General features: G+C 72.4%; 25 protein-coding genes, 1 tRNA gene and 1 pseudogene. 10 read left to right on the forward strand and 17 right to left on the reverse strand.

Annotated features, from left to right (window positions below; translation table 11 throughout):
* Window positions 1-44: 44 nt before the first annotated feature.
* Window positions 45-1,715: a penicillin-binding transpeptidase domain-containing protein gene (locus ACZ5CZ_RS27235; RefSeq protein WP_468946807.1), complete on the forward strand. Its 1,671-nt coding sequence runs from the start codon at window positions 45-47 to the stop codon at window positions 1,713-1,715.
* Between the two features lie 22 nt (window positions 1,716-1,737).
* Here ACZ5CZ_RS27235 and ACZ5CZ_RS27240 read toward each other — a convergent pair whose 3' ends face one another.
* Window positions 1,738-2,076, reverse strand: a complete 339-nt coding sequence (locus tag ACZ5CZ_RS27240; RefSeq protein WP_468946809.1) for an SsgA family sporulation/cell division regulator — start codon at window positions 2,074-2,076, stop codon at window positions 1,738-1,740.
* Between the two features lie 149 nt (window positions 2,077-2,225).
* Here ACZ5CZ_RS27240 and ACZ5CZ_RS27245 point away from each other — a divergent pair, with 149 nt between their 5' ends.
* The 6 genes from ACZ5CZ_RS27245 (at window position 2,226) to ACZ5CZ_RS27270 (ending at window position 7,111) form a co-directional block, all read left to right on the forward strand.
* A complete protein-coding gene (locus ACZ5CZ_RS27245; RefSeq protein WP_468946812.1) occupies window positions 2,226-3,269 on the forward strand; it encodes an energy-coupling factor ABC transporter permease in 1,044 nt (347 codons plus the stop codon).
* Between the two features lies 1 nt (window position 3,270).
* Window positions 3,271-4,032, forward strand: a complete 762-nt coding sequence (cbiQ, locus tag ACZ5CZ_RS27250; protein ID WP_468946815.1) for a cobalt ECF transporter T component CbiQ — start codon at window positions 3,271-3,273, stop codon at window positions 4,030-4,032.
* A complete protein-coding gene (locus tag ACZ5CZ_RS27255; RefSeq protein ID WP_385844982.1) occupies window positions 4,020-4,775 on the forward strand; it encodes an energy-coupling factor ABC transporter ATP-binding protein in 756 nt (251 codons plus the stop codon). The genes cbiQ and ACZ5CZ_RS27255 overlap by 13 nt, the downstream gene beginning before the upstream one ends.
* A 29-nt stretch (window positions 4,776-4,804) precedes the next feature.
* Window positions 4,805-5,290, forward strand: coding sequence for a MarR family winged helix-turn-helix transcriptional regulator (locus tag ACZ5CZ_RS27260; protein WP_468946818.1), 486 nt, complete (start codon window positions 4,805-4,807; stop codon window positions 5,288-5,290).
* Between the two features lie 128 nt (window positions 5,291-5,418).
* Entirely contained in the window at window positions 5,419-5,865 is a 447-nt protein-coding gene (locus tag ACZ5CZ_RS27265; protein ID WP_385844985.1) for an organic hydroperoxide resistance protein, read from the forward strand.
* 73 nt (window positions 5,866-5,938) lie between these two features.
* Entirely contained in the window at window positions 5,939-7,111 is a 1,173-nt protein-coding gene (locus ACZ5CZ_RS27270; protein WP_468946821.1) for a serine hydrolase domain-containing protein, read from the forward strand.
* 15 nt (window positions 7,112-7,126) lie between these two features.
* On the opposite strand, the gene ACZ5CZ_RS27275 is transcribed toward ACZ5CZ_RS27270, so the two are convergent.
* From ACZ5CZ_RS27275 to ACZ5CZ_RS27290, 4 genes are all read right to left on the reverse strand, one after another.
* A complete protein-coding gene (locus ACZ5CZ_RS27275; RefSeq protein ID WP_385844988.1) occupies window positions 7,127-7,402 on the reverse strand; it encodes a DUF1876 domain-containing protein in 276 nt (91 codons plus the stop codon).
* A gap of 79 nt (window positions 7,403-7,481) precedes the next feature.
* Window positions 7,482-8,423 carry an NAD(P)-dependent oxidoreductase gene (locus ACZ5CZ_RS27280; RefSeq protein WP_385845057.1) on the reverse strand — a complete coding sequence of 314 codons (942 nt, stop codon included), beginning with the start codon at window positions 8,421-8,423 and terminating at the stop codon, window positions 7,482-7,484.
* A gap of 85 nt (window positions 8,424-8,508) precedes the next feature.
* A complete protein-coding gene (locus ACZ5CZ_RS27285; protein WP_468946825.1) occupies window positions 8,509-10,713 on the reverse strand; it encodes an MMPL family transporter in 2,205 nt (734 codons plus the stop codon).
* A gap of 116 nt (window positions 10,714-10,829) precedes the next feature.
* Window positions 10,830-11,432 (reverse strand): TetR/AcrR family transcriptional regulator, encoded by a 603-nt coding sequence (locus ACZ5CZ_RS27290; RefSeq protein WP_468946827.1) that lies wholly within the window; start codon window positions 11,430-11,432, stop codon window positions 10,830-10,832.
* Window positions 11,433-11,602: 170 nt separating this feature from the next.
* Between ACZ5CZ_RS27290 and ACZ5CZ_RS27295 the strand changes: the two genes are divergently transcribed.
* Window positions 11,603-14,920 carry a S41 family peptidase gene (locus ACZ5CZ_RS27295; protein ID WP_468946830.1) on the forward strand — a complete coding sequence of 1,106 codons (3,318 nt, stop codon included), beginning with the start codon at window positions 11,603-11,605 and terminating at the stop codon, window positions 14,918-14,920.
* 66 nt (window positions 14,921-14,986) lie between these two features.
* On the opposite strand, the gene ACZ5CZ_RS27300 is transcribed toward ACZ5CZ_RS27295, so the two are convergent.
* The 4 genes from ACZ5CZ_RS27300 to ACZ5CZ_RS27315 all read right to left on the reverse strand — a co-directional run bounded on the left by ACZ5CZ_RS27300 (window position 14,987) and on the right by ACZ5CZ_RS27315 (window position 18,742).
* Window positions 14,987-15,235 (reverse strand): hypothetical protein, encoded by a 249-nt coding sequence (locus ACZ5CZ_RS27300; RefSeq protein WP_385844994.1) that lies wholly within the window; start codon window positions 15,233-15,235, stop codon window positions 14,987-14,989.
* A gap of 95 nt (window positions 15,236-15,330) precedes the next feature.
* The gene (locus ACZ5CZ_RS27305; protein ID WP_385844996.1) at window positions 15,331-16,215 is read right to left on the reverse strand and encodes an SDR family oxidoreductase; all 885 of its coding nucleotides are present in this window, start codon (window positions 16,213-16,215) and stop codon (window positions 15,331-15,333) included.
* Window positions 16,212-17,189 (reverse strand): alpha/beta fold hydrolase, encoded by a 978-nt coding sequence (locus ACZ5CZ_RS27310; protein WP_385844997.1) that lies wholly within the window; start codon window positions 17,187-17,189, stop codon window positions 16,212-16,214. Before ACZ5CZ_RS27310 ends, ACZ5CZ_RS27305 begins: the two co-directional genes overlap by 4 nt.
* A complete protein-coding gene (locus ACZ5CZ_RS27315) occupies window positions 17,186-18,742 on the reverse strand; it encodes a flavin-containing monooxygenase (RefSeq protein ID WP_468946837.1) in 1,557 nt (518 codons plus the stop codon). Before ACZ5CZ_RS27315 ends, ACZ5CZ_RS27310 begins: the two co-directional genes overlap by 4 nt.
* Window positions 18,743-18,925: 183 nt before the next feature.
* Here ACZ5CZ_RS27315 and ACZ5CZ_RS27320 point away from each other — a divergent pair, with 183 nt between their 5' ends.
* Window positions 18,926-19,552, forward strand: coding sequence for a MerR family transcriptional regulator (locus ACZ5CZ_RS27320; RefSeq protein ID WP_468946855.1), 627 nt, complete (start codon window positions 18,926-18,928; stop codon window positions 19,550-19,552).
* Window positions 19,553-19,603: 51 nt separating this feature from the next.
* On the opposite strand, the gene ACZ5CZ_RS27325 is transcribed toward ACZ5CZ_RS27320, so the two are convergent.
* On the reverse strand, window positions 19,604-20,407 hold the full coding sequence (locus ACZ5CZ_RS27325; RefSeq protein WP_450790579.1) for an exodeoxyribonuclease III: 804 nt from the start codon (window positions 20,405-20,407) through the stop codon (window positions 19,604-19,606).
* Window positions 20,408-20,486: 79 nt separating this feature from the next.
* Between ACZ5CZ_RS27325 and ACZ5CZ_RS27330 the strand changes: the two genes are divergently transcribed.
* Window positions 20,487-20,963 (forward strand): GNAT family N-acetyltransferase, encoded by a 477-nt coding sequence (locus ACZ5CZ_RS27330; RefSeq protein WP_468946840.1) that lies wholly within the window; start codon window positions 20,487-20,489, stop codon window positions 20,961-20,963.
* A 112-nt stretch (window positions 20,964-21,075) separates the two neighbouring features.
* Here the strand turns inward: ACZ5CZ_RS27330 and ACZ5CZ_RS27335 are convergent.
* From ACZ5CZ_RS27335 to ACZ5CZ_RS27365, 7 genes and pseudogenes are all read right to left on the reverse strand, one after another.
* Window positions 21,076-21,149: transfer RNA gene (locus ACZ5CZ_RS27335), tRNA-Ala, on the reverse strand.
* A 91-nt stretch (window positions 21,150-21,240) separates the two neighbouring features.
* Window positions 21,241-22,461, reverse strand: a complete 1,221-nt coding sequence (gene sepX / locus ACZ5CZ_RS27340) for a divisome protein SepX/GlpR (protein ID WP_468946843.1) — start codon at window positions 22,459-22,461, stop codon at window positions 21,241-21,243.
* Between the two features lie 179 nt (window positions 22,462-22,640).
* Window positions 22,641-23,306: a GNAT family N-acetyltransferase gene (locus ACZ5CZ_RS27345; RefSeq protein WP_385845005.1), complete on the reverse strand. Its 666-nt coding sequence runs from the start codon at window positions 23,304-23,306 to the stop codon at window positions 22,641-22,643.
* Between the two features lie 20 nt (window positions 23,307-23,326).
* On the reverse strand, window positions 23,327-23,827 hold the full coding sequence (locus tag ACZ5CZ_RS27350; RefSeq protein WP_468946847.1) for a MogA/MoaB family molybdenum cofactor biosynthesis protein: 501 nt from the start codon (window positions 23,825-23,827) through the stop codon (window positions 23,327-23,329).
* On the reverse strand, window positions 23,824-24,303 hold the full coding sequence (moaC, locus tag ACZ5CZ_RS27355) for a cyclic pyranopterin monophosphate synthase MoaC (RefSeq protein WP_385845008.1): 480 nt from the start codon (window positions 24,301-24,303) through the stop codon (window positions 23,824-23,826). The genes ACZ5CZ_RS27350 and moaC overlap by 4 nt, the downstream gene beginning before the upstream one ends.
* Window positions 24,304-24,431: 128 nt before the next feature.
* A complete protein-coding gene (gene glp, locus ACZ5CZ_RS27360; protein WP_468946849.1) occupies window positions 24,432-25,754 on the reverse strand; it encodes a molybdotransferase-like divisome protein Glp in 1,323 nt (440 codons plus the stop codon).
* A pseudogene (locus ACZ5CZ_RS27365) lies at window positions 25,751-25,972 on the reverse strand (UTP--glucose-1-phosphate uridylyltransferase); the annotation flags it as partial. The gene glp and the pseudogene ACZ5CZ_RS27365, both read right to left, overlap by 4 nt.

Below are 25,972 nucleotides of genomic sequence, written 5' to 3' on the forward strand. Positions count from 1 at the left end.
GAGGGCTGCGGGGACCCTGGGGAAGTGGCGGAGGAATCGAGACCGTGGGCAAGAGAAGGCGCGTCGCCGAGCGACGGAAGACCCGGCCTGCCGTGCTCGGCGGAGTGCTCGCCGTGGTCGTCGGCGGCGCCGGGCTCGGCGTCTACGCGCTGACCGGCGGTGGCGCGGCGGCCGACGAGCAGACGTCCGCCACGGCCGACCACAAGCCGGTCGTCAAGACCGGCCCGCTCAGCGCGGCCGAGGTGCGCACGGCCGCGAGCCGCTTCCTGACCGCCTGGCAGCAGGGCCGGGTCACCGAGGCGGCGGCCGCCACCGACGACCCGTCGGCGGCCGCCTCCCTGCTCACCGGCTCCACCAAGGACGCCCGCCTGAAGGACGTCACGCTCACCCCGGGCCGGGCCACGGGCGCGAAGGTGCCGTTCTCCGTGAAGGCGACGGTGGCGTACCACAAGCTCGGCAAGCCGCTGGCCTACGGCAGTTCGCTCACCGTCGTACGGCGGCCGAGCGACGGCCGGCCGCTGGTCGACTGGCACTCCGCCGTCGTCCACCCGGACCTGAAGGACGGCGACACCCTCGTCACCGGCGAGTCCGGCACCCCGCCGGTCAAGGCCCTGGACCGGGACGGCGGCGAGCTGACGGCCGCCAAGTACCCCTCGCTGGGCACGGTCCTGGACGGGCTGCGGGACAAGTACGGCAAGACGGCCGGCGGCAAGGCCGGCGTGGAGCTGCGCGTGGTGCGCGGCACGGCGTCCCGCAAGGCCGGGCTGTCCGACAGGACGCTGCTGGAGCTGAGCAAGGGCACGCCGGGCACGGTGCGGACCACGCTGAGTCCGTCCCTCCAGGCGGCGGCCGAGCAGCAGGTCGGCCGGCGCGCGCGTGCCTCGGTGGTGGTGCTGCGGCCCTCGACCGGTGAGATCCTCGCGGTCGCCAACAGCGAGCACGGCTTCAACGTCGGCTTCCAGGGCTCGCTCGCGCCCGGCTCCACGATGAAGATCGTCACATCGACCATGCTGTTCGAGAAGGGGCTGGTCACCGCGGACGCGTCGCATCCGTGCCCCAAGAAGTACAAGCTGGCGGGCTGGACGTTCCACAACGACGACGGCTCGGAGATCAAGAAGGGCACGTTCAAGCAGAGCTTCGGCGCGTCCTGCAACAACGCCTTCATCGACTTCGCGCCGAAGCTGTCCGACCGCGACCTGACCCAGGAGGCCCAGCAGGTCTACGGCCTCGGCATGGACAACTGGGCCATCGGCGTGCCGTCGTTCGACGGCGCCGTGCCGGTGCAGAGCGGCGCGCAGATGGGTGCCTCGCTGATCGGGCAGGGCGGGGTGCGGATGAACCCGCTGAACATGGCCTCGGTGTCGGCCACGGTCGAGTCGGGCGCCTTCCACCAGCCGTACCTGGTGTCGCCCTCGGTGGACCACCGCACCCTGGCGAAGGCCACGCGCACCATGGCGTCGAAGGTCCGGTCCCAGCTGAAGGAGGTCATGCGGTTCACGGCGGACTACGGCACGGCCGCCAAGGCGATGGCGGGCATGAGCGGGGACTACGGCGCCAAGACGGGCTCCGCCGAGGTGGACGGCCAGCAGAAGCCGAACGGCTGGTTCACCGCCTACCGCGGCGATCTCGCCGCCGCGGGCGTGGTCCAGGCGGGCGGTCACGGCGGTGACACGGCCGGGCCGATCGTGGCGGCCCTGCTGAAGATGGGCGGCTGACGGACCCGTAGGGCCCGGCCGCTCAGCCCCGTACGGGCTCCACGGTGTAGGTGCGGCGCAGGAACCTGAGCAGCGTCTTGGACTCGAACTGCACCACCTCCACGCCGTGGTCGGAGTGGAACTCCACCACGGCCTGGACGCGCCCGCACGGCCACACCCGTACGTCACCGCTCTCGGCCGGCGACCTCAGCCCCCGTTCCAGCAGGGCGCGCGAGAAGGTCCACTCGTGCGGTCCCGGCAGACCGACCCGGACCGACCGGGGATCCGCGTCGGGGTCGTACCGCAGTACTACGGGTACGGCCCCCGGGTCCTCCTCGTCCGTGACGATATGGGCGCGTGCGTACTGTTCGACCACAGACATCGGACCGCCCTCTCACGCTGAGTGACCTATGCGAAAGCTGTTCATCCGCTTCCCCTCCAATGTCGCACATTTTCCGGTTCGCGCCCCGGTGGGAGACGAGACTTTGTCTCTCTTGCAAAGGGTTCGCAACAAGGGCCTAAAATCAAACGGTGCATGTACCTGACGGATTCATCGACGCCCCGACCTCGGCGGTCACCGCGGTGGTCGCCGCCGGCGCCCTCGCGGTGAGCCTGCGCGGCGCCCGCCGAGAACTCGACGAGAAGGCGGGCCCGCTGGCGGGCCTGGTGGCGGCGTTCATCTTCGCCGTACAGATGCTCAACTTCCCCGTCGCGGCGGGAACAAGCGGCCATCTGCTGGGCGGTGCGCTCGCGGCGATCCTGGTGGGGCCGTACACGGGCGTGCTGTGCGTGTCCATCGTGCTGCTCATGCAGGGCGTGCTGTTCGCGGACGGCGGGCTCACCGCGCTCGGCGTGAACATCACCGACATGGCGCTGGTCACGACGGTCGTCTCGTACGCCGTCTTCCGCGCCCTGCTCGCCGTGCTGCCCCGCAAGCGGCGCTCGGTGACCATCGCCTCCTTCGTCGCCGCCCTGGTGTCCGTACCGGCCGCGGCCGTCGCCTTCACACTGATCTACGCCGTCGGCGGCACCACCGACGTCTCCCTCGGCAAGGTCGCCACGGCGATGATCGGCGTGCATGTGCTGATCGGCATCGGCGAGGCGGTCATCACCGCGCTCACCGTGAGCGCCGTCATCGCCGTACGCCCGGACCTGGTGCACGGCGCGCGCGGCCTGCGGCAGCGGCTCAAGCTGCGCGTGAACGGCGCACTCGTGGACGCTCCGGCGCCCACCGCGCCCGTCGCGGCGCGCACCTCGCGGCGCGCGCTGTGGATGTCCGGTCTCCTCGCCTCCCTCGTCCTCGCCGGCTTCGTCAGCTTCTACGCCTCCGCGAACCCCGACGGCCTGGAGAAGGTCGCGCACGACAAGGGGATCGACAAGACCGAGCGGCAGCACGCGGCCGCCGACTCCCCGCTCGCCGGCTACGGCGTCAAGGACATCGCCGACGCCCGGCTGTCCGGCGGTCTCGCGGGCGTGATCGGCGTCGGGGTCACCGTCGTCGCGGGCAGCGCGGTGTTCTGGGCGCTGCGCAGGCGCCGCACCGAGGACGTCTCCCCCGTGAACACGGGCGTCTGAGGTGGGCGCCGGACACGCGCACAGGCTCTACCGGCACGGGCACTCGCCGGTGCACGGCCTGCCCCCGCACACCAAGCTCGCCGCCGCGTTCCTGTTCGTGGTGGTCGTGGTCGCGACCCCGCGCGAGGCGATGTGGGCGTTCGCCGGGTACGCCCTGCTGCTGGCGGCGGTCGCGCACCACGCGCGCGTGCCCGCCGGTTTCCTGCTCCGGCGGCTGCTCATCGAGGTGCCGTTCGTGGCGTTCGCGGTGCTGATGCCGTTCGTGGCGGAGGGCGAGCGGGTGCAGGTGCTGGGCCTCTCGCTGAGCGTGAGCGGGCTGTGGGGCGCCTGGAACGTGCTCGCCAAGGGCACGCTGGGCGTCGCCGCCTCGGTGCTGCTGGCCGCCACCACCGAGCTGCGCGAACTGCTGCTCGGGCTCCAGCGGCTGAAGCTGCCGCCGCTGCTCGTGCAGATCGCCTCCTTCATGATCCGCTACGGCGACGTCATCACCGACGAGATGCGCCGGATGCGGATCGCCCGTGAGTCGCGCGGCTTCGAGGCGCGGGGCGTGCGGCACTGGGGCGTGCTCGCCAAGTCCGCCGGTGCGCTGTTCATCCGCTCCTACGAGCGCGGGGAGCGCGTCCATCTGGCCATGATGAGCCGGGGGTACGCCGGTGCGATGCCGGTCATCGACGAGGTGACCGCGTCCCGCGCCCAGTGGCGCCGCGCGCTCACCCTGCCCTGCGCCGCCTTCGTCGTCTGTCTCCTGGGATGGGTTCTGTGACACCTTCACTGGAAGTGGCCGGACTGGCCTTCGCCTACCCGGACGGGCACCAGGCCCTGTTCGGCGTCGACTTCTCCCTCGCGCGCGGCGAACGGGTCGCGCTGCTCGGCCCCAACGGCGCCGGCAAGACCACCCTCGTGCTGCACCTCAACGGCATCCTGGGCGGCGGCACCGGCACGGTGACCGTGGCCGGGCTGCCGGTCGGCCGAGAGCACATGGCGACCATCCGGCAGAAGGTCGGCATCGTCTTCCAGGACCCGGACGACCAGCTGTTCATGCCGACCGTGCGGGAGGACGTGGCGTTCGGACCGGCCGCCGCCGGGATCAGGGGGGCGGCCCTGGAGGAGCGCGTACGGCACGCCCTGGAGCGGGTCGGCATGCAGGACTTCGCCGACCGGCCGCCGCACCATCTCTCCTTCGGCCAGCGCCGGCGCGTCGCGGTGGCCACCGTGCTCGCCATGGAACCGGAGATCCTGGTCCTGGACGAGCCCTCCTCCAACCTCGACCCGGCCTCCCGCCGCGAACTCGCCGACATCCTGCGCTCCCTGGACGTCACGGTCCTCATGGTCACCCATGACCTGCCGTACGCCCTGGAACTCTGCCCGCGCTCGCTGATCCTCAGCGACGGCGTGATCGCAGCGGACGGCCCGACGAGCGCGCTCCTCTCCGACGACGAGCTGATGCGGGCCCACCGCCTGGAGCTGCCCTTCGGTTTCGACCCGCGTGCGGTGGCGCAGGCGTAGGCGGGGGGCGCTGGGGCACGTCCGGGAGAATGGGGGGTGTGACGCGACATGAGGACCGAGCCGACCGTGGGGCCGCGGGGTCGCTGGTGCTGGATGATCAGCTGTGCTTCGCTCTGTACGCCGCGCAGCGCGCCGTGACCGCCGCCTACCGTCCGCTGCTGGACGATCTCGGGCTCACCTACCCGCAGTACCTGGTGCTGCTGGTGCTGTGGGAGCGCGGCGAGACCAGCGTGAAGGAGCTGGCCCGGGCCCTCCGCCTGGACTACGGCACCGTCTCCCCGCTGCTGAAGCGGCTGGAGGCGGCGGGGCTGGTGCGCCGGGAGCGCGCGGCGGCCGACGAGCGCTCGGTGCTGGTCGCGTGCACCGGGCGCGGGGAGGAGCTCCGGGAGCGCGCGGCGCGTGTGCCGGGCACCCTGCTCACCACCACGGGGCTCGACGCCCAGGGGGTCGCCCGGTTGCGCGAGGAGCTGTGGCGGCTCACCGAGCGCGCCGACGCGGCGGCCGACCGGCACTGAGCGCCCCTTACCGGTACTGACCCCGCGTTACCCGCGGTTGCCCCACCCCTGGCCAGCGCAACAGACCTACCGGCCAGTACCTTGTGCACGATGTACTTGTGCGCCACTCGTTCCGGGGGAGGCCGGCCATGACCGAGGACACCACTGTCGACACGCGCCCGTCGAAGATCGTCTACGTGGCCGAGGCCACCGCGCACGGCGGCCGTGACGGCTATGTCACCAGCCATGACGGCCGGCTGGAGCTGAAGGTCGCGATGCCCCCGGAGCTGGGCGGCGACGGCAACGGCACCAACCCGGAGCAGCTCTTCGCGGCCGGCTACGCCTCCTGCTTCCACAACGCGCTGATCCTCGTCGGCAACCGCGCGGGGTACGACCTGACGGGCTCCACGGTCGCCGCGAAGGTCGGCATCGGCCCGAACCGGCACCGCGGCTACGGTCTCGCGGCCGCCCTCAGCGTCTCCCTGCCGGTGCTGGACCGGGAGCTGGCGGCCCGGCTGGTGGACGCGGCCCACGAGGTGTGCCCGTACTCGAACGCGACGCGCGGCAACATCGACGTAACGATTCTGTTGGGCTGACCACACCAAGGAATCGCAGGCGCCCGGCCGCTGTTGCACGCACTGTCGCAGGCGAATCGAAGGGACGGCGGGCGTGGACGTGAACGGCACTGTGGCCGAGGGCTTCGAGCCGGTCAGGGAGGCGTTCGCAGCGAACTTCGCCCTGCTCGGGGACCGCGGCGCCGCCGTGGCGGTGTACCGCGACGGACACAAGGTCGTGGACCTGTGGGCCGGAACCAAGGATGTCGACGGCACGGACGGCGCCGCCTGGGAGGCCGGGACGGCGCAGATCGTGCGCTCCGCCACCAAGGGCGTCGCCGCCGCCGCGCTGCTGCTCCTGCACCAGCGCGGCGAACTGGACCTGGACGCGCCGGTCGGCTCCTACTGGCCCGAGTACAAGGCGGCCGGCAAGGAGCACACGCGCGTACGGCACCTGCTCGCGCACCGCGCGGGCGTGCCGGTGCTGGACCGCCCGCTGACCCCGGCCGAGGCCGCCGACCCCGACCTCGGCGCCGCCGCGATCGCCGCCCAGGCGCCGGTGTGGGAGCCGGGCACCGAGCACGGCTACCACGCCCAGACCTACAGCTGGCTCACCGGCGAACTGGTCCGGCGCGTCACCGGCCGCCCGGTCGGCGAGTGGATAGCGGAGGAGATCGCCCGCCCGGTCGGCGCCGACCTGTGGCTCGGCCTGCCGGAGTCGGAGCACGCGCGCGTGGGCCGCGTGGGCCCGGTGGAGGGGCCGGAGAGCACCGGAGCGCTGAAGACCCGGCCCAAACGGGCGGTGACCGAGGCCTACGCCGACCCGGACTCGCTGACCCGCCGCGCCTTCGCCGCGATCACCCCGCTGCCGGACGAGAACGCGCCCGCCTACCGGGCCGCCGCCCTGCCCGCCTCCAACGGCATCGCGACCGCGGACGGCCTGGCCCGCTTCTACGCCTCGCTGATCGGCGAGGTGGACGGCGGCAGCCGCCTGTTCACCCCGGAGACCATGGAGCTGGCCCGCTCCGAGCAGTCCGCCGGAGCCGACCGGGTGCTCGTGGTCGGCACCCGGTTCGGGCTCGGCTACATGCTGCACGGCAGCGCGTCCCCGCTGCTGTCCCCCGGCTCCTTCGGCCACCCGGGGCGCGGCGGCGCGCTGGCGTTCGCCGACCCGGAGACGGGCGTCTCCTTCGGCTATGTCACCAACGGCTTCCGCAAGAGCGTGACGGCGGACCCGAGGGCCCAGGCGCTGGTGCGCGCCCTGCGCACAACGCCGGCGCAGGCGTAGACGTAGACGTAGACGTCACACGTTGATCGGGTGCGAGGTCCGGCCCGACGCCGTGTCGATCTCTTCGTGTGCCTTGGTCAGCAGCTGCATGGCCAGTTCGTTGAGCGCGCGGGCGCCGGCTATCTCCTCGCCGACCCGGGGCTGGTTGGAGTCGACCCGGTGCCGGCTGGCGCGGCCGTGTGCCCGTACCTCGCTGCCGTCGGGCAGACGCACCATGGCCACCGCGCGCGTGTGCTGGTCGTCCTCCATGAACTCCAGCTCGACGTGCCATCCCACAGCGGTGTGCATCATGTCGACCACCTCCGAGAACCACTGCTTCCAGGGTGCTCCTCAACCCCCTGCCCGTCATGTCGGCACCGGCCGACCTCGCCTACTCCTCGACGTTCTCCTCGAAGCTGGCGAAGTACGCGGCGGCCATGTCCTCGTCGGCGTGCCCCTGGGCGGCGGCGCGGGCGAACCGTTCGGCGGCCGCGGCGGCGACGTCGAGCCGTACCCCGCCGCGCTCGCCGGCCTGGACGATGAGCCGGGCGTCCTTCTCGGCGGTGGCCACCGCGAAGGACGGCGGGGTCAGCCTGTCCTCCAGCACCAGCGCGGACTTGGCCCGCAGATAGCCCATGTCGAGCGGGCCGCCCTCGATGAGGTCGAAGAAGCCCTGCGGGTCGACGTCGAGGGCCTTGGCCAGAGCCAGCACCTCACCGGCCGCCGCCGTGGCCGCGAGGACCCAGCTGTTGGCGACGAGCTTGAGCCGGCTGGCGCTGCCCGCCGCCCCGTCGGTGCCGGTCCACATGGTCCTGGCGCCCACCGCCTCGAAGACCGGCGCGACCTTCTCCCGGCCCTCCTCCGGCCCGGCGGCCAGTACGGTCAGCTCACCGGCCTCGGCGGGCTGCCGGGTGCCGAGGACGGGAGCGTCGTAGAAGACGAGTCCGTGCTCGCGGGCGAACGCGGCCAGGTCGGTGATCAGCTCGGTCCCGGCGGTGGTGCACTGCGCCCACACCGTGCCGGGGCGCAGCGCCGGGGCGGCCTCGCGCATGACGTCCAGCGCGGTGTGGCCGTCGTACAGCATGGTCAGGACGACGTCGGCGCCCTCGACGGCCTCGGCGGGCGTGCCGGTGATCCGCGCGCCGTCGGCGGCCAGCGGTTCGGCCTTCTCGCGGGTGCGGTTCCAGGCGCGGACCGTGAGCCCGGCACGGCACAGGTTGCGGGCCATGGCGGCGCCCATGATGCCGGTGCCCAGGACGCTGACGGTCGGCTTGTCGGTCATGCGACTGCTCCTCGTGGTGCGGTTCGGACGACGTTGCCCTGCCCGGGGCAGCGCCGAGTGGCGCTGCCCCGGGTGCAGTATCAACCCGATCCGTAACCCCGGCAGTCCCGCCGCGGGCCGGCTGTCGGAGAGGCCGTCAGACCCGGGCCGGCTCCCGCTCGGGCTCCGCGCCGGACGGCGTGCGCAGGCCCTCGCCCTCGACGTCCACGTTGGGCAGCGCACGGTCCAGCCACGTCGGCAGCCACCAGGCCCGCTTGCCGAGCAGGGCGAGCACCGCCGGGACGATGGCCATCCGGACGATGAACGCGTCGAAGAAGACGGCGATCGCGAGACCGAAGCCGATCATCTTGATCATCGCCTCGCTGGAGCCGATGAAGCCGGAGAAGACGGCGATCATGATGACGGCGGCGGCGGTGACGACCCGGGCGCCGTGCTTGAAGCCGGTCACCACCGCCTGGCTCGGCCGCTCCCCGTGGACGTACGCCTCCCGCATCCGGGTCACGAGGAAGACCTCGTAGTCCATCGCGAGACCGAAGACCACGCCCACCATGAAGATCGGCATCATCGACATGACGGGGCCGGTCTGCTCGACGTTCATCAGGCCGGACAGCCAGCCCCACTGGAAGACCGCGACGACCGCGCCGAGCGCCGCGAGCACGCTGAGCAGGAAGCCGAGGGCCGCCTTCAGCGGGACCAGGACCGAGCGGAAGACCACGATCAGCAGCAGGAAGGCGAGGCCGACCACGAGCGCCAGGTACGGGACCAGGGCGTCGTTCAGCCGCTGCGAGACATCGATGTTCATCGCGGTCGAACCGGTGACGAGCACCTCGGAGTCCGTGGTGCGGGCGATGTCCGCGCCCTTGTCCCGGATGGCGTGCACCAGGTCCTCGGTCGTCGCGGAGGACGGCTTGGACTTCGGTACGACGGTGATGATCGCGGTGTCGCCCGCCTTGTTGGGCGCGGCCGGGGTCACCGTGACGACGTCCTTCAGGCCCTTGATCGCGTCGCCGGCCTCGGTGAAGGCCGCCTTGGGGTCGGAGCTGCCCTTGGCGTCGACGACGACCATGAGCGGGCCGTTGAAGCCGGGTCCGAAGCCTTCGGAGAGCAGGTCGTACGCGCGGCGCTGGGTGGTGGAGACCGGCTGGGAGCCGTCGTCCGGGAGGCCCAGTTGCAGCGAGGCGGCCGGGAGCGCGGCCGCGCCGAGGCCGAGCACACCGAGGAGCAGCACGGCCACCGGGCGCCGGACGACGAAGCCCGCCCAGCGGGTGCCCATGTTGGGCCGCCCCGGCTTCTTCGGGGTGCGGCCGCCGCCGAGCAGCCTGCTCTTCTCACCGGCCGGCTTGACCCTGCGGCCCGCGTAGCCGAGCAGCGCCGGGATCATGGTCAGCGCGATCAGTACGGCGATGGCGACCGTGCCCGCCGCCGCGACGCCCATCTTCGTCAGCATCGGGATGTCGACCACGGACAGACCGACCAGGGCGATGACGACGGTCAGGCCGGCGAAGACCACCGCCGAACCCGCCGTACCGACGGCGCGGCCGGCCGCCTCCTCGCGTGCGCGGCCCTCGGCGAGTTCCGCGCGGTAGCGGGAGACGATGAACAGGGCGTAGTCGATGCCGACGGCGAGGCCGATCATCGTCGCCAGGGTGGAGGTGGTGGAGCCCAGGTCCAGCGCGCTGGCCAGCGCCGTGATCGAGGCGACGCCGATGCCGACGCCGACGATCGCGGTCAGCAGCGGCAGCCCGGCGGCCAGCAGGGAGCCGAAGGTGATGACGAGGACGACGGCGGCGATGCCGATGCCGATGACCTCGCTGGAGCCCGTCTCGGGCGTCGCGTTCAGCGCGTCGCCGCCGACCTCGACGGTCAGCCCGGCGTCCCGCGCGTCCTGTGCGGCCTTCTTCAGGGCGTCCCGCGAGGAGTCCTTGAGCTCCATGCCGGAGACCTTGTACTTCACCGAGGCGTAGGCGATCGTGCCGTTCCGGCTGACCGCGTGCCCGGTGTAGGGGTCGGCGACGGAGGCGACCTCGGCGCCGGTGCCCAGCTCCTTGACGGTCTTCTCCACGGCCGCCTTGTTGCCGGCGTCGGTCATCTTCTCGCCGCTGGGCGCCTTGAAGACGACCCGCGCGGTGGCGCCGTTGGCGCTCATCCCGGGAAAGCGCTGTTCCAGCAGGTCGAAGGCCTTCTGCGCCTCGGTGCCGGGGATGGAGAACGAGGTGTTGCCGGCGGCGGGGGCGCTGGCCGCGCCGACGCCCGCGAGGGTCAGCAGCGCCACCCATATGAGGGCGACGACGTGCCGTCGCCGGAAGGCGAGCCGGCCCAGTTTGTAGAGGAATGTGGCCACGAGGGCGTACTCCCGGTCAGTCGTGGGTTTTCAGGGCAGGGGTGATCAGCCCGACGACGTGAGCGGATACGTCAGGTGGTGGGCTTGCCGGGGGGTTGCTGGGGAGAGACCTGTGGTCAGCCGGCGGGTACGCCGAGGGCGGGGAGGACCACGGCGTCGATGTAGGACTTCAGGAAGTCCTGGGTGGGCGGCAGGTCGTCGATGAGCGTGCGCGCGGTGAACGCGCCGATCATCATGTGCACCACGAACCGGAGCGCCGGCCGGTCCGCGGGGATCTCACCCCGGTCGACGGCCCGCTGCAACACGCGGCGGAACTCCGTCAGCTCGGGTTCGATGAGCTGCTCCCGGAACGCCTGGAGCAGGTCCGGGTTGGTGTGCGTGGCCATGGCCAGACCCCGCATCAGGGCGTTGTTCTGTTCCATGGTGCAGTCGTCCTCGCGCGTGACGAGGGCGTGGAGGTCGCCGCGCAGCGAACCGGTGTCGATGTCGGCGATGCTGCGCGGCTTGCTGTGCCGGATCGCCTTCGCCACCAGCTGGGCCTTGCCGCCCCACTGGCGGTAGAGCGTGGCCTTGCTGGACCGGGTGCGGGCCGCCACGGCGTCCATGGTGAGGACGTCGTAGCCGACCTCCCGGAGCAGGTCGAGGACGGCGTCGTACAGCTCGGCCTCGCGCTCGGGCGTGATCCGGCTGCGACGCCCCGTTGCGACGCTTTCGGTCATCCCGCTCGCCTCCCGTTCCGCCACCTGCTTCCGCGTACGTCCATGAAGATACCGCGCCCGCCTAGCGAAACGAAACGGTTTCGTACGTGTGGTGGGTCACGAAGGTGAAGGACACATAAGCGGCGGTTCCACAAGTTGCCCGCCCCGGGTGGGCGGAAAAGCATGGGGAGGTGAGCTATCTGCGCCTTCCCCACCTCAGCGGCGACCTGCTGTGCTTCGTGGCCGAGGACGACCTCTGGCTGGCACCCCTCGACGCCCCGGGCCGCGCCTGGCGGCTCACCGTGGACCGCACCAAGACCGGTCACCCGCGCTTCTCCCCCGACGGCCGCCAGATCGCGTACACCACCTGGCGCAGCCTCGTCCCCGAGATCCATCTGGTCGGCATCGACGGCGGCCCCGCCCGGCAGCTGACCTACTGGGGCAACGCCGACACCCAGGTCTGCGGCTGGACACCGCCCGACGAGGACGGCAGCAGCGACATCCTGGCCGTCGCCTCCCACGGCCAGCCGTTCTCGTACTTCACCTGGGCCTACAAGGTGACCACCGACGGCGACCCCGGCCGCAAGCTACCCTGGGGCCCGGTCTCCGACATCCAGGTCGCCGACGTCGACGGCCTGCACAAGACCCTGCTGCTCACCGGCACCCCACCGCACGAACCGGCCTCCTGGAAGCGCTACCGCGGCGGTGCCATGGGCCGGCTGTGGCTGCACGGACAGCGCCTGCTGCCCGACCTCCAGGGCCATCTGGCCTGCCCCATGTTCGTCGGCGGCCGGATCGCCTTCCTCTCCGACCACGAGGGCGTCGGAAACCTCTACTCCTGCGCGTACGACGGCTCCGACCTGCGCCGGCACACCGACCACGACTCCTTCTACGCCCGGCACGCCGCGAGCGACGGCACCCGGGTGGTCTACCAGTGCGCCGGCGACCTGTGGCTGGTGGACGACCTCTCCCCGGACGGCGCACCGCGCCGGCTCGACATCCGCCTCGCCGGGCCGCGCACCGGCCGCCGCCGCTACCAGGTGCCGGCCGCGCAGAACGTCGACGGCATCACCGTGGACGAGACCGGCCGGGCCAGCGCCGTCGTCGTACGCGGCAGCCTGCACTGGCTCACCCACCGCGACGGCCCCGCCCGTACGATCACCGACACGCCCGGCGTCCGGGTCCGGCTGCCGGAGATGCTGGGGTCCACCGGGCAGGTGGCGTATGTGACGGACGCCGAGGGCGAGGACGCCGTCGAGATCGCCCAGCTGCCCCGCGCGTCCGGCGACCGCCCGCCCCGCCGGGTGGCCTCCGGCGAGCTGGGCCGGGTCCTGGAGATGGTCTGCGACCCGCTCGGCGAACGCATCGCCATCGCCGCGCACGACGGCCGGCTGCTCCTGCTCGACGTGGGCGAGGAGGCGGAGAGTGCCGTGCCCGTCGGAGAGGGTGGGGAGGCGGTGGATGCGGGCGCCTCCGCGCCGGAACCGGCCGACGGGCGCGTCGTCGAGCTGATCCGCTCCGTCAACGGCCCGGTCCGCGACCTCGCCTTCTCTCCCGACGGCGCCTGGCTCACCTGGTCCCACCCCGGCATCGGCCGCTCCCTGCGCCAGATCAAGCTGGCCCGGATCAAGGACCGGCTGATCGTGGACGTGACCGACGGCCGCTTCGAGGACGAGAACCCCGTCTTCACCCGCGACGGCCGCTACCTGGCCTTCCTCTCCTGGCGCGGCTTCGACCCGGTGTACGACGTGCACACCGGCGACCTCTCCTTCCCGCTCGGCTGCCGCCCGTACCTGGTCCCGCTCAACTCGGCGACCCCCTCCCCCTTCGCCCTGAACCCCGAGGGCCGCCCGGCCGCCGGCGGCCTGGACCCGGCCGAGGACGAGGAGACCGGCGAGCACGGCACCGTGACCGTGGAGGTGGAGGGGCTGGCGAACCGGGTCACCCCGTTCCCGGTGATCGCCTCCAAGTACTCCGCACTGTGTCCGGTCGCGGGCGGCGGCCTGGTCTGGCTGCGCTGGCCGATCTCCGGCGCGCTCGGCGAGACCTTCGCCAACCCGGCCGACATCAGCGGCCGCCCGACCCTGGAGTACTTCAACCTCACCAAGGCGAAGAAGTCCGAACTGGTCGACCACCTGGACTGGTTCGCGGTGAGCGGCGACGGCACCCGGCTGGTCGTCGTGGACGAGGGCGATCTGCGGGCCGTGCCGTCCACCGAGACGGGCGACAGCGACAGCACCGTCTGGATCGACCTGCGCCGCATCCTGCACGAGGTGGACCCGCCCGCCGAGTGGCGCCAGTCCTACGAGGAGGCCGGCCGGCTCATCCGCGCCTACTTCTGGGACCCGGGCATGTGCGGCATCGACTGGGCGGCGGTGCTCGACCAGTACCGCCCGCTGGTCGACCGCGTCGCCTCCCCCGACGAGTTCGCCGACCTGCTGCGCGAGGTGCTCGGCGAACTCGGCACCTCGCACGCCTATGTCACCGCCGCCCGGCGCAACGAGGGACCGCCCCACTACCAGCGCTGGCAGGGCCTGCTGGGCGCCAACCTGGTGTGCCGCGACGGCCGGTGGGTGGTCAAGCGCATCCTGCCCGGCGACTCCTCCGACTCCAGGGCCCGTTCGCCGCTGGCCGGCACGGGCATCCGCGAGGGCGCCGCGCTCACCCATGTCGACGGCCGCCCGGTGGACCCGCTGACCGGCCCCTACCCCCTTCTCGCCGGCTCCGGCGGTACGACCGTGGAGCTGACCTTCACGCCCCCCGAAGGCGAGCCCGGCGGGCCCCGGCGGGTCGCCGTCGTGCCGCTCGTCGACGAACGGCCGCTGCGCTACCAGGACTGGGTGGCCAAGCGCCGCGAGGTGGTCCGCGAGCTGAGCGGCGGCACGTGCGGTTACCTGCACATCCCCGACATGGGCGGCTCCGGCTGGGCCCAGTTCAACCGCGACGTGCGCATGGAGATGTCCCGGCCCGCGCTGATCGTGGACGTACGCGGCAACGCGGGCGGCCACATCAGCGAACTCGTCATCGAGAAGCTCACCCGTACGATCCTCGGCTGGGACCTGACCCGCAACGCCCAGCCGGTCTCGTACGCCTCCAACGCGCCCCGGGGTCCGGTGGTCGCCCTGGCCGACGAGGCGACCTCCTCCGACGGCGACATGATCACCGCCGCCTTCCGGCTGCTGAAGCTCGGCCCGGTGGTCGGCCAGCGCACCTGGGGCGGCGTGGTCGGCATGACCGGCCGGCACCGCCTGGGCGACGGCACGGTGATCACCGTACCGATGAACGCGGCCTGGTTCGACGCCTACGGCTGGTCCGTCGAGAACCACGGCGTCATGCCCGACCTGGAGATCCTGCGCACCCCGCTGGACTGGGCCGAGGGCCGCCACGCCCAGCTGGACGACGCCGTGCAACTCGCCCTGGAACTGCTGGACTCCAACCCGCCGGCCGTCCCCCCGGACTACACCGACACCCCCAACCGGGCCCGCCCGAAGCTGCCGCCGAGGCAGTAGGGGACAAGGGGAGGGCGCCCTCCCGAAAGGAGGGCGCCCGATGACCGGCCGGGGCCGAGCACGGTGCTACATGTCGTAGTCGTGGTCGAGCCGGTCCTGCATCTCCCGCTCCGTGTCGTCGATGTCGCCCATGTTCTGGCGACCCCGCTCGGACGGCGGCTGCTGACCGCGCTGCGGCTGGCCGTGCTGCGGCTGCTGACCGCGCTGCGGCTGCCGGCCCTGCTGGCCGGCGCGCTCACGCTCCTGGCCCAGCTTGTCCTTGGCCTTGTCCTGCCACTGGCCGGCCTTGTCGCGGAACTGGTCCTTCGTACCCATGTGGGTTCACTCCCGTGGTGGGTGAGGGTTCTGGGGTCGGCCCCTCGGTGGGGCCTCGACCAGCGTCACACGGGCCCTCACGGTACGCATGTGGATCAGTTACGGTGCGTAGTGCTCGCCTCTTCGTCCGCCTCCCCACCTGCGCCGATGAGTCCCAGACGCATCCCCTGCAACCGGGGCGCGAACCGCTTCATCTCGCGCTGGCCGACCGACCCGATGAGCGCCGGCAGATATCCGCGCACGCCCTGCATGCCGCGCAGCCACCACTGCGCGTACACATGCGCCGAGCGCCGCTCGATCCCCTCGACCAGCCGGTCCACCGCGGGGCCGAGCGGATACGTCTTGTTCGACGGCCAGGGCAGCCGCTGCCGCAACTCCCGCATCGTGTCGTCCCGGTCGGCGCCGCGCACCATGTCGGTGTCGGTCCAGGAGAGATAGCCGACGCCCACCCGCACGCCCAGGTAGCCGACCTCGGCGCGCAGACTGTGCGCGTACGCCTCGACGCCCGACTTGGAGGCGCAGTACGCCGACATCATCGGCGCCGGGGTGAGCGCGGCGAGCGAGGCGATCTGGAGCAGATAGCCACGGCTCTCGACCAGCACCGGAAGGAACGCGCGCCCGGTCACCGCCGAACCGATCAGGTTCACCTCGATCACCCGCCGCCACGCCTGCGGGTCGGAGTCGATGAACGGACCGCCCGTCGCCACCCCGGCGTTGGCCACCACGATGTCGACCTTCCCGAACCGCGCCTTCACCTCCTGCGCGACCCGGCTCATCGTCTCGTGGTCGGTGACGTCGGCGTACCAGTACGCGCTCTCGCTGTGCAGCCGCCCCGACACCTCCTTGAGCGCCTCCTCCTCCAGCCCGACCAGCGCGACCTTCACCCCGCGCGCGGACAGCTTGCGCGCCAGCAGCTCGCCGACGCCGCGCGCCGCCCCGGTGACGACCGCGACCTGTCCTTCGAGGCCGACCCTGCTCATGCGCCCTCCTTGATCTGCTGCACGGGGGTGGGGTGCGGCTCGGGACCGTTCCCCGCGACGTACGGGCCGTTCCCCGTGACGTATGTGGTGACGAGTTCCCGGATCCGGCCGGTCACCAGCTCGGGCGCCTCGATCGGGGTCATATGGCCGACGCCGGTCAGCTCGGTGAGGCCGACGCAGTGCGGCAGCGCGGCGACCAGCGCGTGGGCGTGTGCGGGGGGCGTGAGCCGGTCGGACGCGCCGTGCACGATCGCGGTGGGCACGCGCAGTTCCCGTACCCCGTGCTCCAGATCGAGCGCCGCGAGCACGCCGCCCCAGACCTGGCGCACGGCGCGCGGGCAGGCGTGCACGATCCGCGCGCACGCCTCCACCATGTGCGGGGCGGAACCGGCGCCCATGGTGGCGTACTTGAGGATGCTCTTGGCGACCGGCGTGACCGGGCCGAGGGGGGCGCTCGAACCGAGGATGCGTCCGGTGATCCAGGTGCGCACCCGCCCGGCGCGCATCGGCAGCACGCGCGCCTCGGCGACCAGCCGGGAACTGCCCGTGCTGCACAGCAGGACGGCGGCGGCGTGTTCCCGGAAGCGGGGGCGCCCGGAGGCGGCCATGACGGTCATCCCGCCCATGGAGTGGCCGACGATCAGGGCCCGTTCCCCGCGGGTGAGCGTCTCGGTGAGCACCGCTTCGAGGTCGTCCGCCAGCGCGTCGGTGGTGCAGTCGGGGCTCGCGGGGCTGCGCCCGTGCCCCCGCTGGTCGTACGCGATCACCCGGTGGTCGGCCGCCAGTTCCCGTATCTGCGCGGCCCAGAAGGCGGTCGAGCAGGTCCAGCCGTGGGAGAGGACGACGGGGGGCGCGTCCTCGGGACCGTGCACCTCGACATGCAGCCGCGCGCCGTCGGCGGAGGTGACGGTGAGGACCCGGGAGGGTACGGGCGGGACGTACGGGCCGGAGGCGACCGGGGTCGGCCGGATCATGCGGCGCCCTCCCCCTGCTGAGCGCTGCCGGCGTGCGCGGGAGCGGGTTCCTGGGTCGCGCGCGCTGGTCGCCGCGGCTCAGCGGGCCTCCGGACGACCTCGTACTCCGCCAGGTCCACCCGCCGGGTCGCCCGGCGGAACTCCGTCGTCGTACCGGGCCAGATGGTGGTGTTGCGGCCGCTCGCGTCGAGGTACCAGCTGGTGCAGCCGCCGGTGTTCCAGACGGTCCGCTTCATCCGCTCCTGCACCCGGTGGTTCCAGGCCTCGACGGCGGCGGGCCGGGCGTCGAGGGCGGTGCGGCCGCCGAGGGCGTCGAGCTGGCGCAGATAGTCCGCCATGTAGTTCAGCTGGGACTCGATCATGAGGATCATGGAGGAGTTCCCCAGGCCGGTGTTGGGGCCGATGATCGTCATCCAGTTCGGGAAGCCGGCCACGGCGGCGCCGCGCAGTGCCCGCATGCCGTTCTTCCAGGACTCGGCGAGCGTGACGCCCTCCGCCCCGACCACGCGCTCGGCGATCGGCATGTCCGTGACGTGGAAGCCCGTACCGAAGATGATCGCGTCGACCTCGGCCTCCGTACCGTCCGCGGCGACGACCGTCGAGCCGCGGATCTCGCTCAGCCCGCTCGCGACGACGTCCACATTGGGCCGGGCCAGCGCCGGGTAGTAGGTGCTGGACAGCAGGATCCGCTTGCAGCCGATGCGGTAGTCGGGGGTGAGCTTGGCGCGCAGGGCCGGGTCCTTGATGGCGCGGGCCATGTTGCGCTTGGCCAGCTGCTCCACCAGGCCGAGTTCGTCGGGGTGCTTGGTGAACGCCTGCACCTGGAGCTCCCGGATGCCCCAGAGCAGCCCGCGGCGCAGCTGGGTGGTGAAGGGCACGGCGCGGTGCAGTCGGCGTTCGGCGCCGCTGATGGCGCGGTCGACCCGGGGCATCACCCAGGCCGGGGTGCGCTGGAAGAGGGTGAGCCGGCCGACCTTCGGCTGGATGGCGGGGACGATCTGGATGGCGGACGCGCCGGTGCCGACCATGGCGACGCGCTTGCCGCGCAGGTCGTAGTCGTGGTCCCAGCGCGCGGAGTGGAAGATCTTGCCCGGGAAGGACTCGAGGCCCGGGATCTCGGGGATCTTCGGGTCGGACAGCGGTCCGGTGGCGGAGACGACGACATCGGCGGTCAGGGAGCCGCGGGTGGTCTCGATGTTCCACCGCAGTTGCTCGTTGTCCCAGCTCATCAGTTTGACCTCGGAGTCGAGGCGGAGGTGCGGGCGCAGTCCGAACAGGTCGGTGACGTGCTCCAGGTAGGCGCGGATGTGCCGCTGGCCGGAGAAGGTGCGCGGCCAGTCCGGGTTGGGCGCGAAGGAGAAGGAGTACAGATGCGAGGGCACGTCACAGGCGCACCCGGGGTAACTGTTGTCCCGCCAGGTGCCGCCGACGCTGTCCGCCCGCTCCAGGACGACGAAGTCGGTGATTCCCTCGCGGCGCAGCCGCACGGCGGCCCCGAGTCCGCCGAACCCGGACCCGATCACCGCCACCCGCACATGCTCTTGCTCGGCCATCCCGAAGCCTCCAGGCCCCACCTAGGAACTCTGCCAGTGAACACTGGCGCAATGGGACTGTAGAGCAGCTCCGTACCGAGCGGTAGGGGGCGCGGAAGGAAAGTTACCGGCGGTACGCCATAGGCTGCGGGCGTGGCAGAGGACGCAGAACACCCGAGCGCCGGCACCCCGCGCGAGTACCGCATGGAGGAGCTGGCCCGCCTGGCCGGCATCACGGTGCGCACGCTCCGCTTCTACCGCGAGCGCAAACTGCTTCCGCCGCCCCGCCGTGAGGGCCGTATCGCCTGGTACGACGACCATCACCTGGCCCGTCTGCACACCATCGCGGCCCTGCTGGAGCGCGGCCACACCCTGAACGGCATCGCGGAGCTGGCCGAAGCCCTCGAGCACGGCCGGGACATCGCCGACCTGCTGGGCGTGGGCGCCCCCACCGAGGAGGAGCCGGTGCGGCTCACCCCGGAGGAACTCGCCGCCCGCTTCGAGGGCGAGGTCACCCCGGAGAACCTCGCCGCCGCCCTGGACCTGGGCTACCTCGGCACCGACGGAGACGAGATCGTCCACATCAGCCGCCGGCTGCTGGACGTCTCGTCCGCACTGGTCCGCGAGGGCATTCCGCTCGGCGAGGTGCTCGCGGCGGGCGCGCGCGTGCGGGAACACGTCGACGCCCTGGCCGAACTCTTCGCCGACCTGGTCCTTCGCCACGCCCCGGAAGAGGACCTGAACCGGCTGCGCCCGCTGGCCCGCAGCGTCGTGGAGGCGGAACTCTCCCTGGCCCTGGACCGCCGCATATCCAAGGAGAAGACCGGCTGACCAGGCGCCGCCAGGGCCTGTCTGTCGCCGGCAAGATCCGAAAGAGAGGCCCTACAGGTCGTAGACGACCGTCACCGGGGCATGGTCGGACCACCGCTCCGCGTGTGTGGCCGCGCGCTCCACGAACCCCTTGACCGCCCTGCCGGCGAGCCCGGGCGTCGCGACCTGGTAGTCGATGCGCCAGCCCGAGTCGTTGTCGAAGGCCCGCCCGCGGTACGACCACCAGCTGTACGGCCCCTCGACATCCGGGTGCAGGGCGCGCACGACGTCGGCGTAGCCGCCGTCCGCCGCGTCGAACACCCGGTCGAGCCAGGCCCGCTCCTCGGGCAGGAAACCCGCGTTCTTGGTGTTGGCGCGCCAGTTCTTGAGGTCGGCCTCGCGGTGGGCGATGTTCCAGTCACCGCAGACGACGACCTCGCGCCCGTCGGCGGCGGCCCGGACCCGCAGCTCCTTGAGGTGGGCGAGGAACTCCCCCATGAAACGGATCTTCTCGTCCTGCCGCTCGGTGCCCACCTCGCCCGAGGGCAGATAGAGGGAGGCGACCGTGACGCCGGGCAGATCGGCCTCGACATAGCGCCCGCTGCCGTCGAACTCGGCGGAACCGAAGCCGATCCGGATCCGGTCGGGTTCGCGCCGCGTGTACAGCGAGACCCCGGCGCGTCCCTTGGCCGCGGCCGGGGCGTGCACGACGTGCCAGCCGTCGGGCCGGCGGACCTGCTCGGGCAGCTGGTGCGGCTCGGCGCGTACCTCCTGGAGGCAGACGACGTCCGCGGAGGTCTGGGCGAGCCACTCCACGAAGCCCTTCTTCGCGGCGGCCCGCAGCCCGTTCACGTTCACCGAGGTCACAGTCAGCACCCAGGCACGATACCGGCACACTGGTCGGAGCCCGGAAAACCCCGGGAGCCCGCCTTCGCATAGAAGTACGATGCCCAGCATGTATATACGTCGCGTCCGCTTCGACCACCCCGACGCCGTCAAGCTCAACGACGAGGTCCAGGCCGAGTACCACCTCCGCTACGGCGACGGCGGCGACGCCACGGCCCTCGACGCCCTGGAGTTCGACCCGCCCCGGGGTGTGTACCTGATCGCGTACGACGAGTACGACCGCCCCGTGGCCACCGGCGGCTGGCGCAGCCAGGACCGCAACGAGGAGGGCAACGAGGACGGCGACGCCGAACTGAAGCGCATGTACGTGATCGCGGAGATGCGCGGCCGCGGCCTGGCCCGCCGCATGCTCACGGCGCTGGAGGAGGACGCGCGCGCCGCCGGCCGCGTCCGCATGGTCCTGGAGACGGGCACCAAGCAGCCGGAGGCCATCGCCCTGTACACCTCCAGCGGCTACGCCCCGTGCGCCAAGTTCGGCTACTACCGCCACCACGAGGAGAGCCGCTGCTTCGCCAAGCGGCTCTGAGAAGGGGCGAGTTCCGGCGCCGAGCGGGGCCGGAAACGACGAAGATCCCGGCGATCATGATGATCGCCGGGATCTCGTCTACCGACTTGAGTTGCCTCAAGAAGGTGATGCGTGGACCTGAGGGGATTTGAACCCCTGGCCCCCTCGATGCGAACGAGGTGCGCTACCGGACTGCGCCACAGGCCCTTGCAACGAGTGAAACTCTAGCATCCCGATCGCGGTGCTTGGAAATCCGCTCCCCGACTGGTCAGGACGGGGGTCACCGGCGGGCCGCCGATCACTCGTTGGCCGCGCGCGGGCGGTCGCCGTCCTCGTACTGGTCGAAGAGCGGCGTGCGTCCGCGCTCCCGCGCCCGGCGCGCGGAGGCCGCGCCGGAGCTGCCCCCGCGCGAGCGCTTCCGGGCGGGGGGAAGCGCGCCGCTCCGGCCGTCCGCCGGCTTGTCCTCGGAGCCGAGCGCCGACTCGTCCGCCTCGGCCCCCGGCGCGTGCCCCGCCTCCTGCTCCGGCGCGACCGAGCTGGACCGCGCCGAACTCCAGGTGTCGGGCGCCCCGAGGTCCACGTCCGAGGTGGCGCGCGGCGCGACCGGCGCGGTCACATACGTCGGCAGCGGCACCGGAACCGGGTCCCAGCTGTCCCCGTGGCCCGGCCGGCGCTGCCGCTCGCGCTGCTGGTCGACCCATTCGGCGTGGTCGGTCTGCTCCACGAGGGCGCGCCGGTCGGCGGCGAGCGTGGAGAGACCGGTGTCCGTGCCGCTCTCGGGGGCGCCCTCCGGTTCGTCGGCGCCGGGGCCGTCGTCGAGGACCGCGCGGCGGCGCGGCTGACGCTCGCGCAGGCGCTGGGCGGCGACCTCGGCCCGCCGGCGGTCCATCTGGTAGGCGAAGCGGCGACGCTCCTGGGCCCGCAGATAGGCGATGTACGCGCTGAGCATCACGGCGGGTGCGGCGGGCGCCCAGAGGAAGGCCAGCCCGCCGACGGCGGCGACGATCGCGCCGAGGGTGAAGGCGAGGAAGAGCAATACGGTGGTGCGCCTGCGGCGCGCGAGTACCTTCGAGCGCCGGGCGCGTGCCGCGGCCGCCTGTGCCGAGGGCGAACGCCGCTCGGCCGGCCCGCGGTTCTGCGCGGGCGCGGTGGCGGACTGGGGCGCCGGGGCGGTGATCCGGTCGTCCGCCGGTTCCGCGCTCGACGGCGCCTCCGGCTCGCCCTCCGGGCGCACCTGACGGCGGGTCGGAGGCATGGCGAAGGCCCGGACGTCCACCGAGTCGGTGACGGCGTCCGGATCGCCGGTGTCCGGCTCCCCCTCCTGGGCGGAGCGCGCCCGCAGGTCCCTGGCGTATCGGCGCTCCATGCCCGCCCTTCCGGACAGCAGCCGGATGGCGGTGCTGAAGCGTTCCGTCGGACGGGCTTCGTTCAGCTCGTCCTGCCTACGGAGCCACATCGGCACCAAGTAGGCGGCCCAGGCCCCGACGATGACTGCGTAGATGAGGCCGCTGCTGCTCACGTCTCACACCGTAGAGGGGTTTGCGTGAGGCCATCTGCCAATTGAGCCGGTGTGTCGCACGATCCGGCTGATATTTCCAGCTTTTTTTGCGACCGATGCGATCAGCGAGCGGCCACAGGGGTGAATTCGATACGCCGGCCCGGTCAACCGCCGATCAATTTCGAACACATATTCAATTTCTAGGGCTGGGTGCGATTCCCGGGGGCGTTCCCCGTGGCGTTCCCGGAGGCGTTGCCCGAGGCGTTGCCCGAGGCGTTCCGGGAGCGTTCCCGCCGCCAGCGGGCCAGCAGCCCCTCGGGCACCTCTTCCGCGGTGAGCGCGAAGACGAGATGGTCCCGCCAGGCCCCGTCGATGTGCAGATACCGGGGCCGCAGCCCCTCCGAGCGGAATCCGAGTTTCTCCACGACCCGCCGGCTGGGCCGGTTCTCGGGGCGAATGCAGACCTCGATGCGGTGCAGTCCCACGGCGCGGAAGCAGTGGTCCACCGCGAGCGCGACGGCCGTCGGCATCACCCCGCGCCCGGCCACCGCCTCGTCCACCCAGTAGCCGACGTGCCCGGAGCACATCGACCCCCAGGTGATCCCGGCGACCGTCAGCTGTCCGACCAGCTGCCCCTGGTACTCGATCACGAACGGCAGCATCCGTCCCGCGTTGGCCTCGGAGCGCAGATGCCGCACCATCTGCCGGTAGGTCGGCCGGTGGGTGACCGGTCCGCTCGGTGTGGGCGGCGGAATGGTCGCCTCCCAGGGGCGCAGCCAGTCCCGGTTGCGCCGGTTCACCTCGCGCCAGGCCCGCTGGTCGCGCAGCTTTATCGGGCGGAGGACGACATCGCCGTCCGCCAGCACGACGGGCCAGGAAGGGCTGTTCAGCTCGCACCCCCGCTGCTGGGTCTGGGGTGGTCACCGCCGCGGATCTGGTCGACGGCGTGCACCAGCAGGGGCTCCAGGACGGCGAGGCCGTCCTTCACACCGCCGGTGGACCCCGGCAGGTTCACGATCAGGGTCCCGCCCGCCACCCCGGCCAGTCCGCGCGACAGCGCCGAGGTCGGGACCTTCTCCCGGCCGAACGCCCGGATGGCCTCCGCGATCCCCGGCACCTCGCGGTCGATCACCGCGCGGGTCGCCTCGGGGGTGCGGTCGGTGGGCGAGATGCCGGTGCCGCCGGTGGTCAGGATGGCGTCGTAACCGGCCTCCACGCCCGCCCGCAGGGCCGCCTCCACCGGTTCCCCGTCGGGGACGACCTGGGGGCCGTCGACGTCGAACCCGAAGCGCTTCAGGCCGTCGGCGATCAGCGGGCCGCCCCTGTCCTCGTAGACGCCCGCGGCGGCCCGGTTGGAAGCGGTGATCACCAGCGCGCGGTAGCTCATGCCCGGCTCCAGTCGCCCGACTTTCCGCCCGTCTTCTCCTCCACCCGTACGTCCGTGATGACCGCCCCCTTGTCGACCGCCTTGACCATGTCGATCACGGTGAGCGCGGCGACCGTCACGGCGGTGAGGGCCTCCATCTCGACGCCCGTGCGGTCCGTCGTCTTCACGGTGGCCCGGATCTCCACGGCGTCGTCCGCGACCGACAGGTCCAGTGTCACACCGGACACCGACAACGGGTGGCACAGCGGGATCAGATCCGGGGTCCGCTTGGCGCCCATGATGCCGGCGATGCGCGCGGTGGCGAGGGCGTCGCCCTTGGGCACCCCCTCGCCGCGCAGCAGCTCCACCACCCGGGGCGAGACCAGGACCCGGCCGCTGGCACGGGCGGTGCGCGCGGTCACGTCCTTGCCGGATACGTCGACCATGCGGGCCGCGCCCGCGTCGTCGATGTGCGTCAGTCGGTCCTGCGTACTCATGCTGTGTGGCGCTCCCGGTCCGGGCCCGTCGCAGTGCGGTGCACGGGCCTGTTGTGCGCGACACGGTACCGCCATGTCGGCGGGCGCAGCGGATCAGGACCGTCCGGCGGACGGCACGCACGCGTGCGTCAGCCGAGCAGGACGACCTCCACCTCGGTTCCGGGCTCGACGGCCGCCACGTCCTCCGGCACGACGATCAGGGCGTCGGCCTGCGCCAGGGCCGCGATCAGGTGCGAGCCGGCACCGCCGACCGGCGTCACCTCGCCGTCCGTGTACGCGCCGCGCAGGAACTGCCGGCGGCCCTTGGGCGAACGCAGCGGCTCGTCCGCGGTGAGCGTGGCCCGCGTGCGGGGCCGGTGGAGGTCCTCCAGGCCCATCAGGGCGCGGATCGCGGGACGGACGAACAGCTCGAAGGAGACGTACGACGACACCGGGTTGCCGGGCAGCGCCAGCAGGGGCGTGTGGTCGGGGCCGATGGAGCCGAACCCCTGGGGCTTGCCGGGCTGCATGGCGAGCTTGCGGAACTCCACACCGCTGCCCGGCTCGTCCTCGTCGCCGACGTGCGACAGCGCCTCCTTGACGACGTCGTACGCCCCGACGCTCACCCCGCCGGTGGTCACCAGCAGATCGGCGCGGATGAGCTGGTCCTCGATGGTGGAGCGCAGGGTCTCGGCGTCGTCGGCGACGGCACCGACCCGGTAGGCGATGGCGCCGGCGTCCCGCGCGGCGGCGGTGAGGGCGAAGCTGTTGGAGTCGTAGATCTGGCCGTCTGCCAGCCCCTCGCCGGGCTGGACCAGTTCGCTGCCGGTGGACAGCACGACCACGCGCGGGCGCGGGCGCACCCGGACCGTGCCGCGGCCGATCGCTGCGAGCAGGGCGATCTGCGGCGGCCCGAGGACCGTGCCGGCCTCCAGGGCGCGGTCGCCCGCCTGTACGTCGCTGCCCTTGGCGCGCACATGCGCGCGTGCCTCGGCGGGGCGGTGCACGCGTACGTGCCCCTCGGCACCCTCCGGCGCGAGGCTGCGCGCCCGCATGCCGCTCACCGGCCCCTCGCCGAGCCCGCCGTCGGTCCACTCGACGGGTACGACGGCCTCGGCGCCGGGCGGCAGCGGGGCGCCGGTCATGATCCGGGCGGCCTGCCCGGGGCCGACCCGGACCGGCTCGGCCGCACCGGCCGCGACGTCCCCGACGACCTCCAGGACGGCCGGGAACTCCTCGCTGGCGCCCGCGACGTCCGCGACCCGCACCGCGTACCCGTCCATGGAGCTGTTGTCGAACGGTGGCAGGGACACCGGCACCGTGATGTCCTCGACCAGGACGCACCCCTGGGCGTCGAGCAGTTGCAGCTCGATGGGTTCCAGGGGGCGGACGGTCGAGAGGATGTCCTCCAGGTGCTCGTCCACCGACCACAGGTCGTCCGGGCCTGCGGGGCGGGTCGCGGCGCTGCTCAAGACTGCTGCATCTCCTCGGCTACGTAACTGCGGAGCCAGGTCCGGAAGTCCGGGCCCAGGTCTTCACGTTCGCACGCGAGTCTGACAATGGCACGCAGATAGTCGCCGCGGTCCCCGGTGTCATAGCGGCGGCCCTTGAAGACGACGCCGTGCACCGGGCCGCCGAGCTTCTCGTCCTGGGCGAGCCGTTCGAGGGCGTCGGTGAGCTGGATCTCGCC

Source organism: Streptomyces sp. NPDC031418 (assembly GCF_055581605.1).

Excerpts from the sequence above, each read along its gene's own strand:
- ACZ5CZ_RS27240 (WP_468946809.1), bottom strand. The coding sequence starts at position 2,076 with ATGTCTGTGGTCGAACAGTACGCACGCGCCCATATCGTCACGGACGAG.
- ACZ5CZ_RS27255 (WP_385844982.1), top strand. The coding sequence starts at position 4,020 with ATGGGTTCTGTGACACCTTCACTGGAAGTGGCCGGACTGGCCTTCGCC.
- ACZ5CZ_RS27260 (WP_468946818.1), top strand. The coding sequence starts at position 4,805 with ATGGGGGGTGTGACGCGACATGAGGACCGAGCCGACCGTGGGGCCGCG.
- ACZ5CZ_RS27265 (WP_385844985.1), top strand. The coding sequence starts at position 5,419 with ATGACCGAGGACACCACTGTCGACACGCGCCCGTCGAAGATCGTCTAC.
- ACZ5CZ_RS27275 (WP_385844988.1), bottom strand. The coding sequence starts at position 7,402 with ATGATGCACACCGCTGTGGGATGGCACGTCGAGCTGGAGTTCATGGAG.
- ACZ5CZ_RS27290 (WP_468946827.1), bottom strand. The coding sequence starts at position 11,432 with ATGACCGAAAGCGTCGCAACGGGGCGTCGCAGCCGGATCACGCCCGAG.
- ACZ5CZ_RS27300 (WP_385844994.1), bottom strand. The coding sequence starts at position 15,235 with ATGGGTACGAAGGACCAGTTCCGCGACAAGGCCGGCCAGTGGCAGGAC.
- ACZ5CZ_RS27305 (WP_385844996.1), bottom strand. The coding sequence starts at position 16,215 with ATGAGCAGGGTCGGCCTCGAAGGACAGGTCGCGGTCGTCACCGGGGCG.
- ACZ5CZ_RS27310 (WP_385844997.1), bottom strand. The coding sequence starts at position 17,189 with ATGATCCGGCCGACCCCGGTCGCCTCCGGCCCGTACGTCCCGCCCGTA.
- ACZ5CZ_RS27315 (WP_468946837.1), bottom strand. The coding sequence starts at position 18,742 with ATGGCCGAGCAAGAGCATGTGCGGGTGGCGGTGATCGGGTCCGGGTTC.
- ACZ5CZ_RS27320 (WP_468946855.1), top strand. The coding sequence starts at position 18,926 with ATGGAGGAGCTGGCCCGCCTGGCCGGCATCACGGTGCGCACGCTCCGC.
- ACZ5CZ_RS27330 (WP_468946840.1), top strand. The coding sequence starts at position 20,487 with ATGTATATACGTCGCGTCCGCTTCGACCACCCCGACGCCGTCAAGCTC.
- ACZ5CZ_RS27350 (WP_468946847.1), bottom strand. The coding sequence starts at position 23,827 with ATGAGCTACCGCGCGCTGGTGATCACCGCTTCCAACCGGGCCGCCGCG.
- moaC (WP_385845008.1), bottom strand. The coding sequence starts at position 24,303 with ATGAGTACGCAGGACCGACTGACGCACATCGACGACGCGGGCGCGGCC.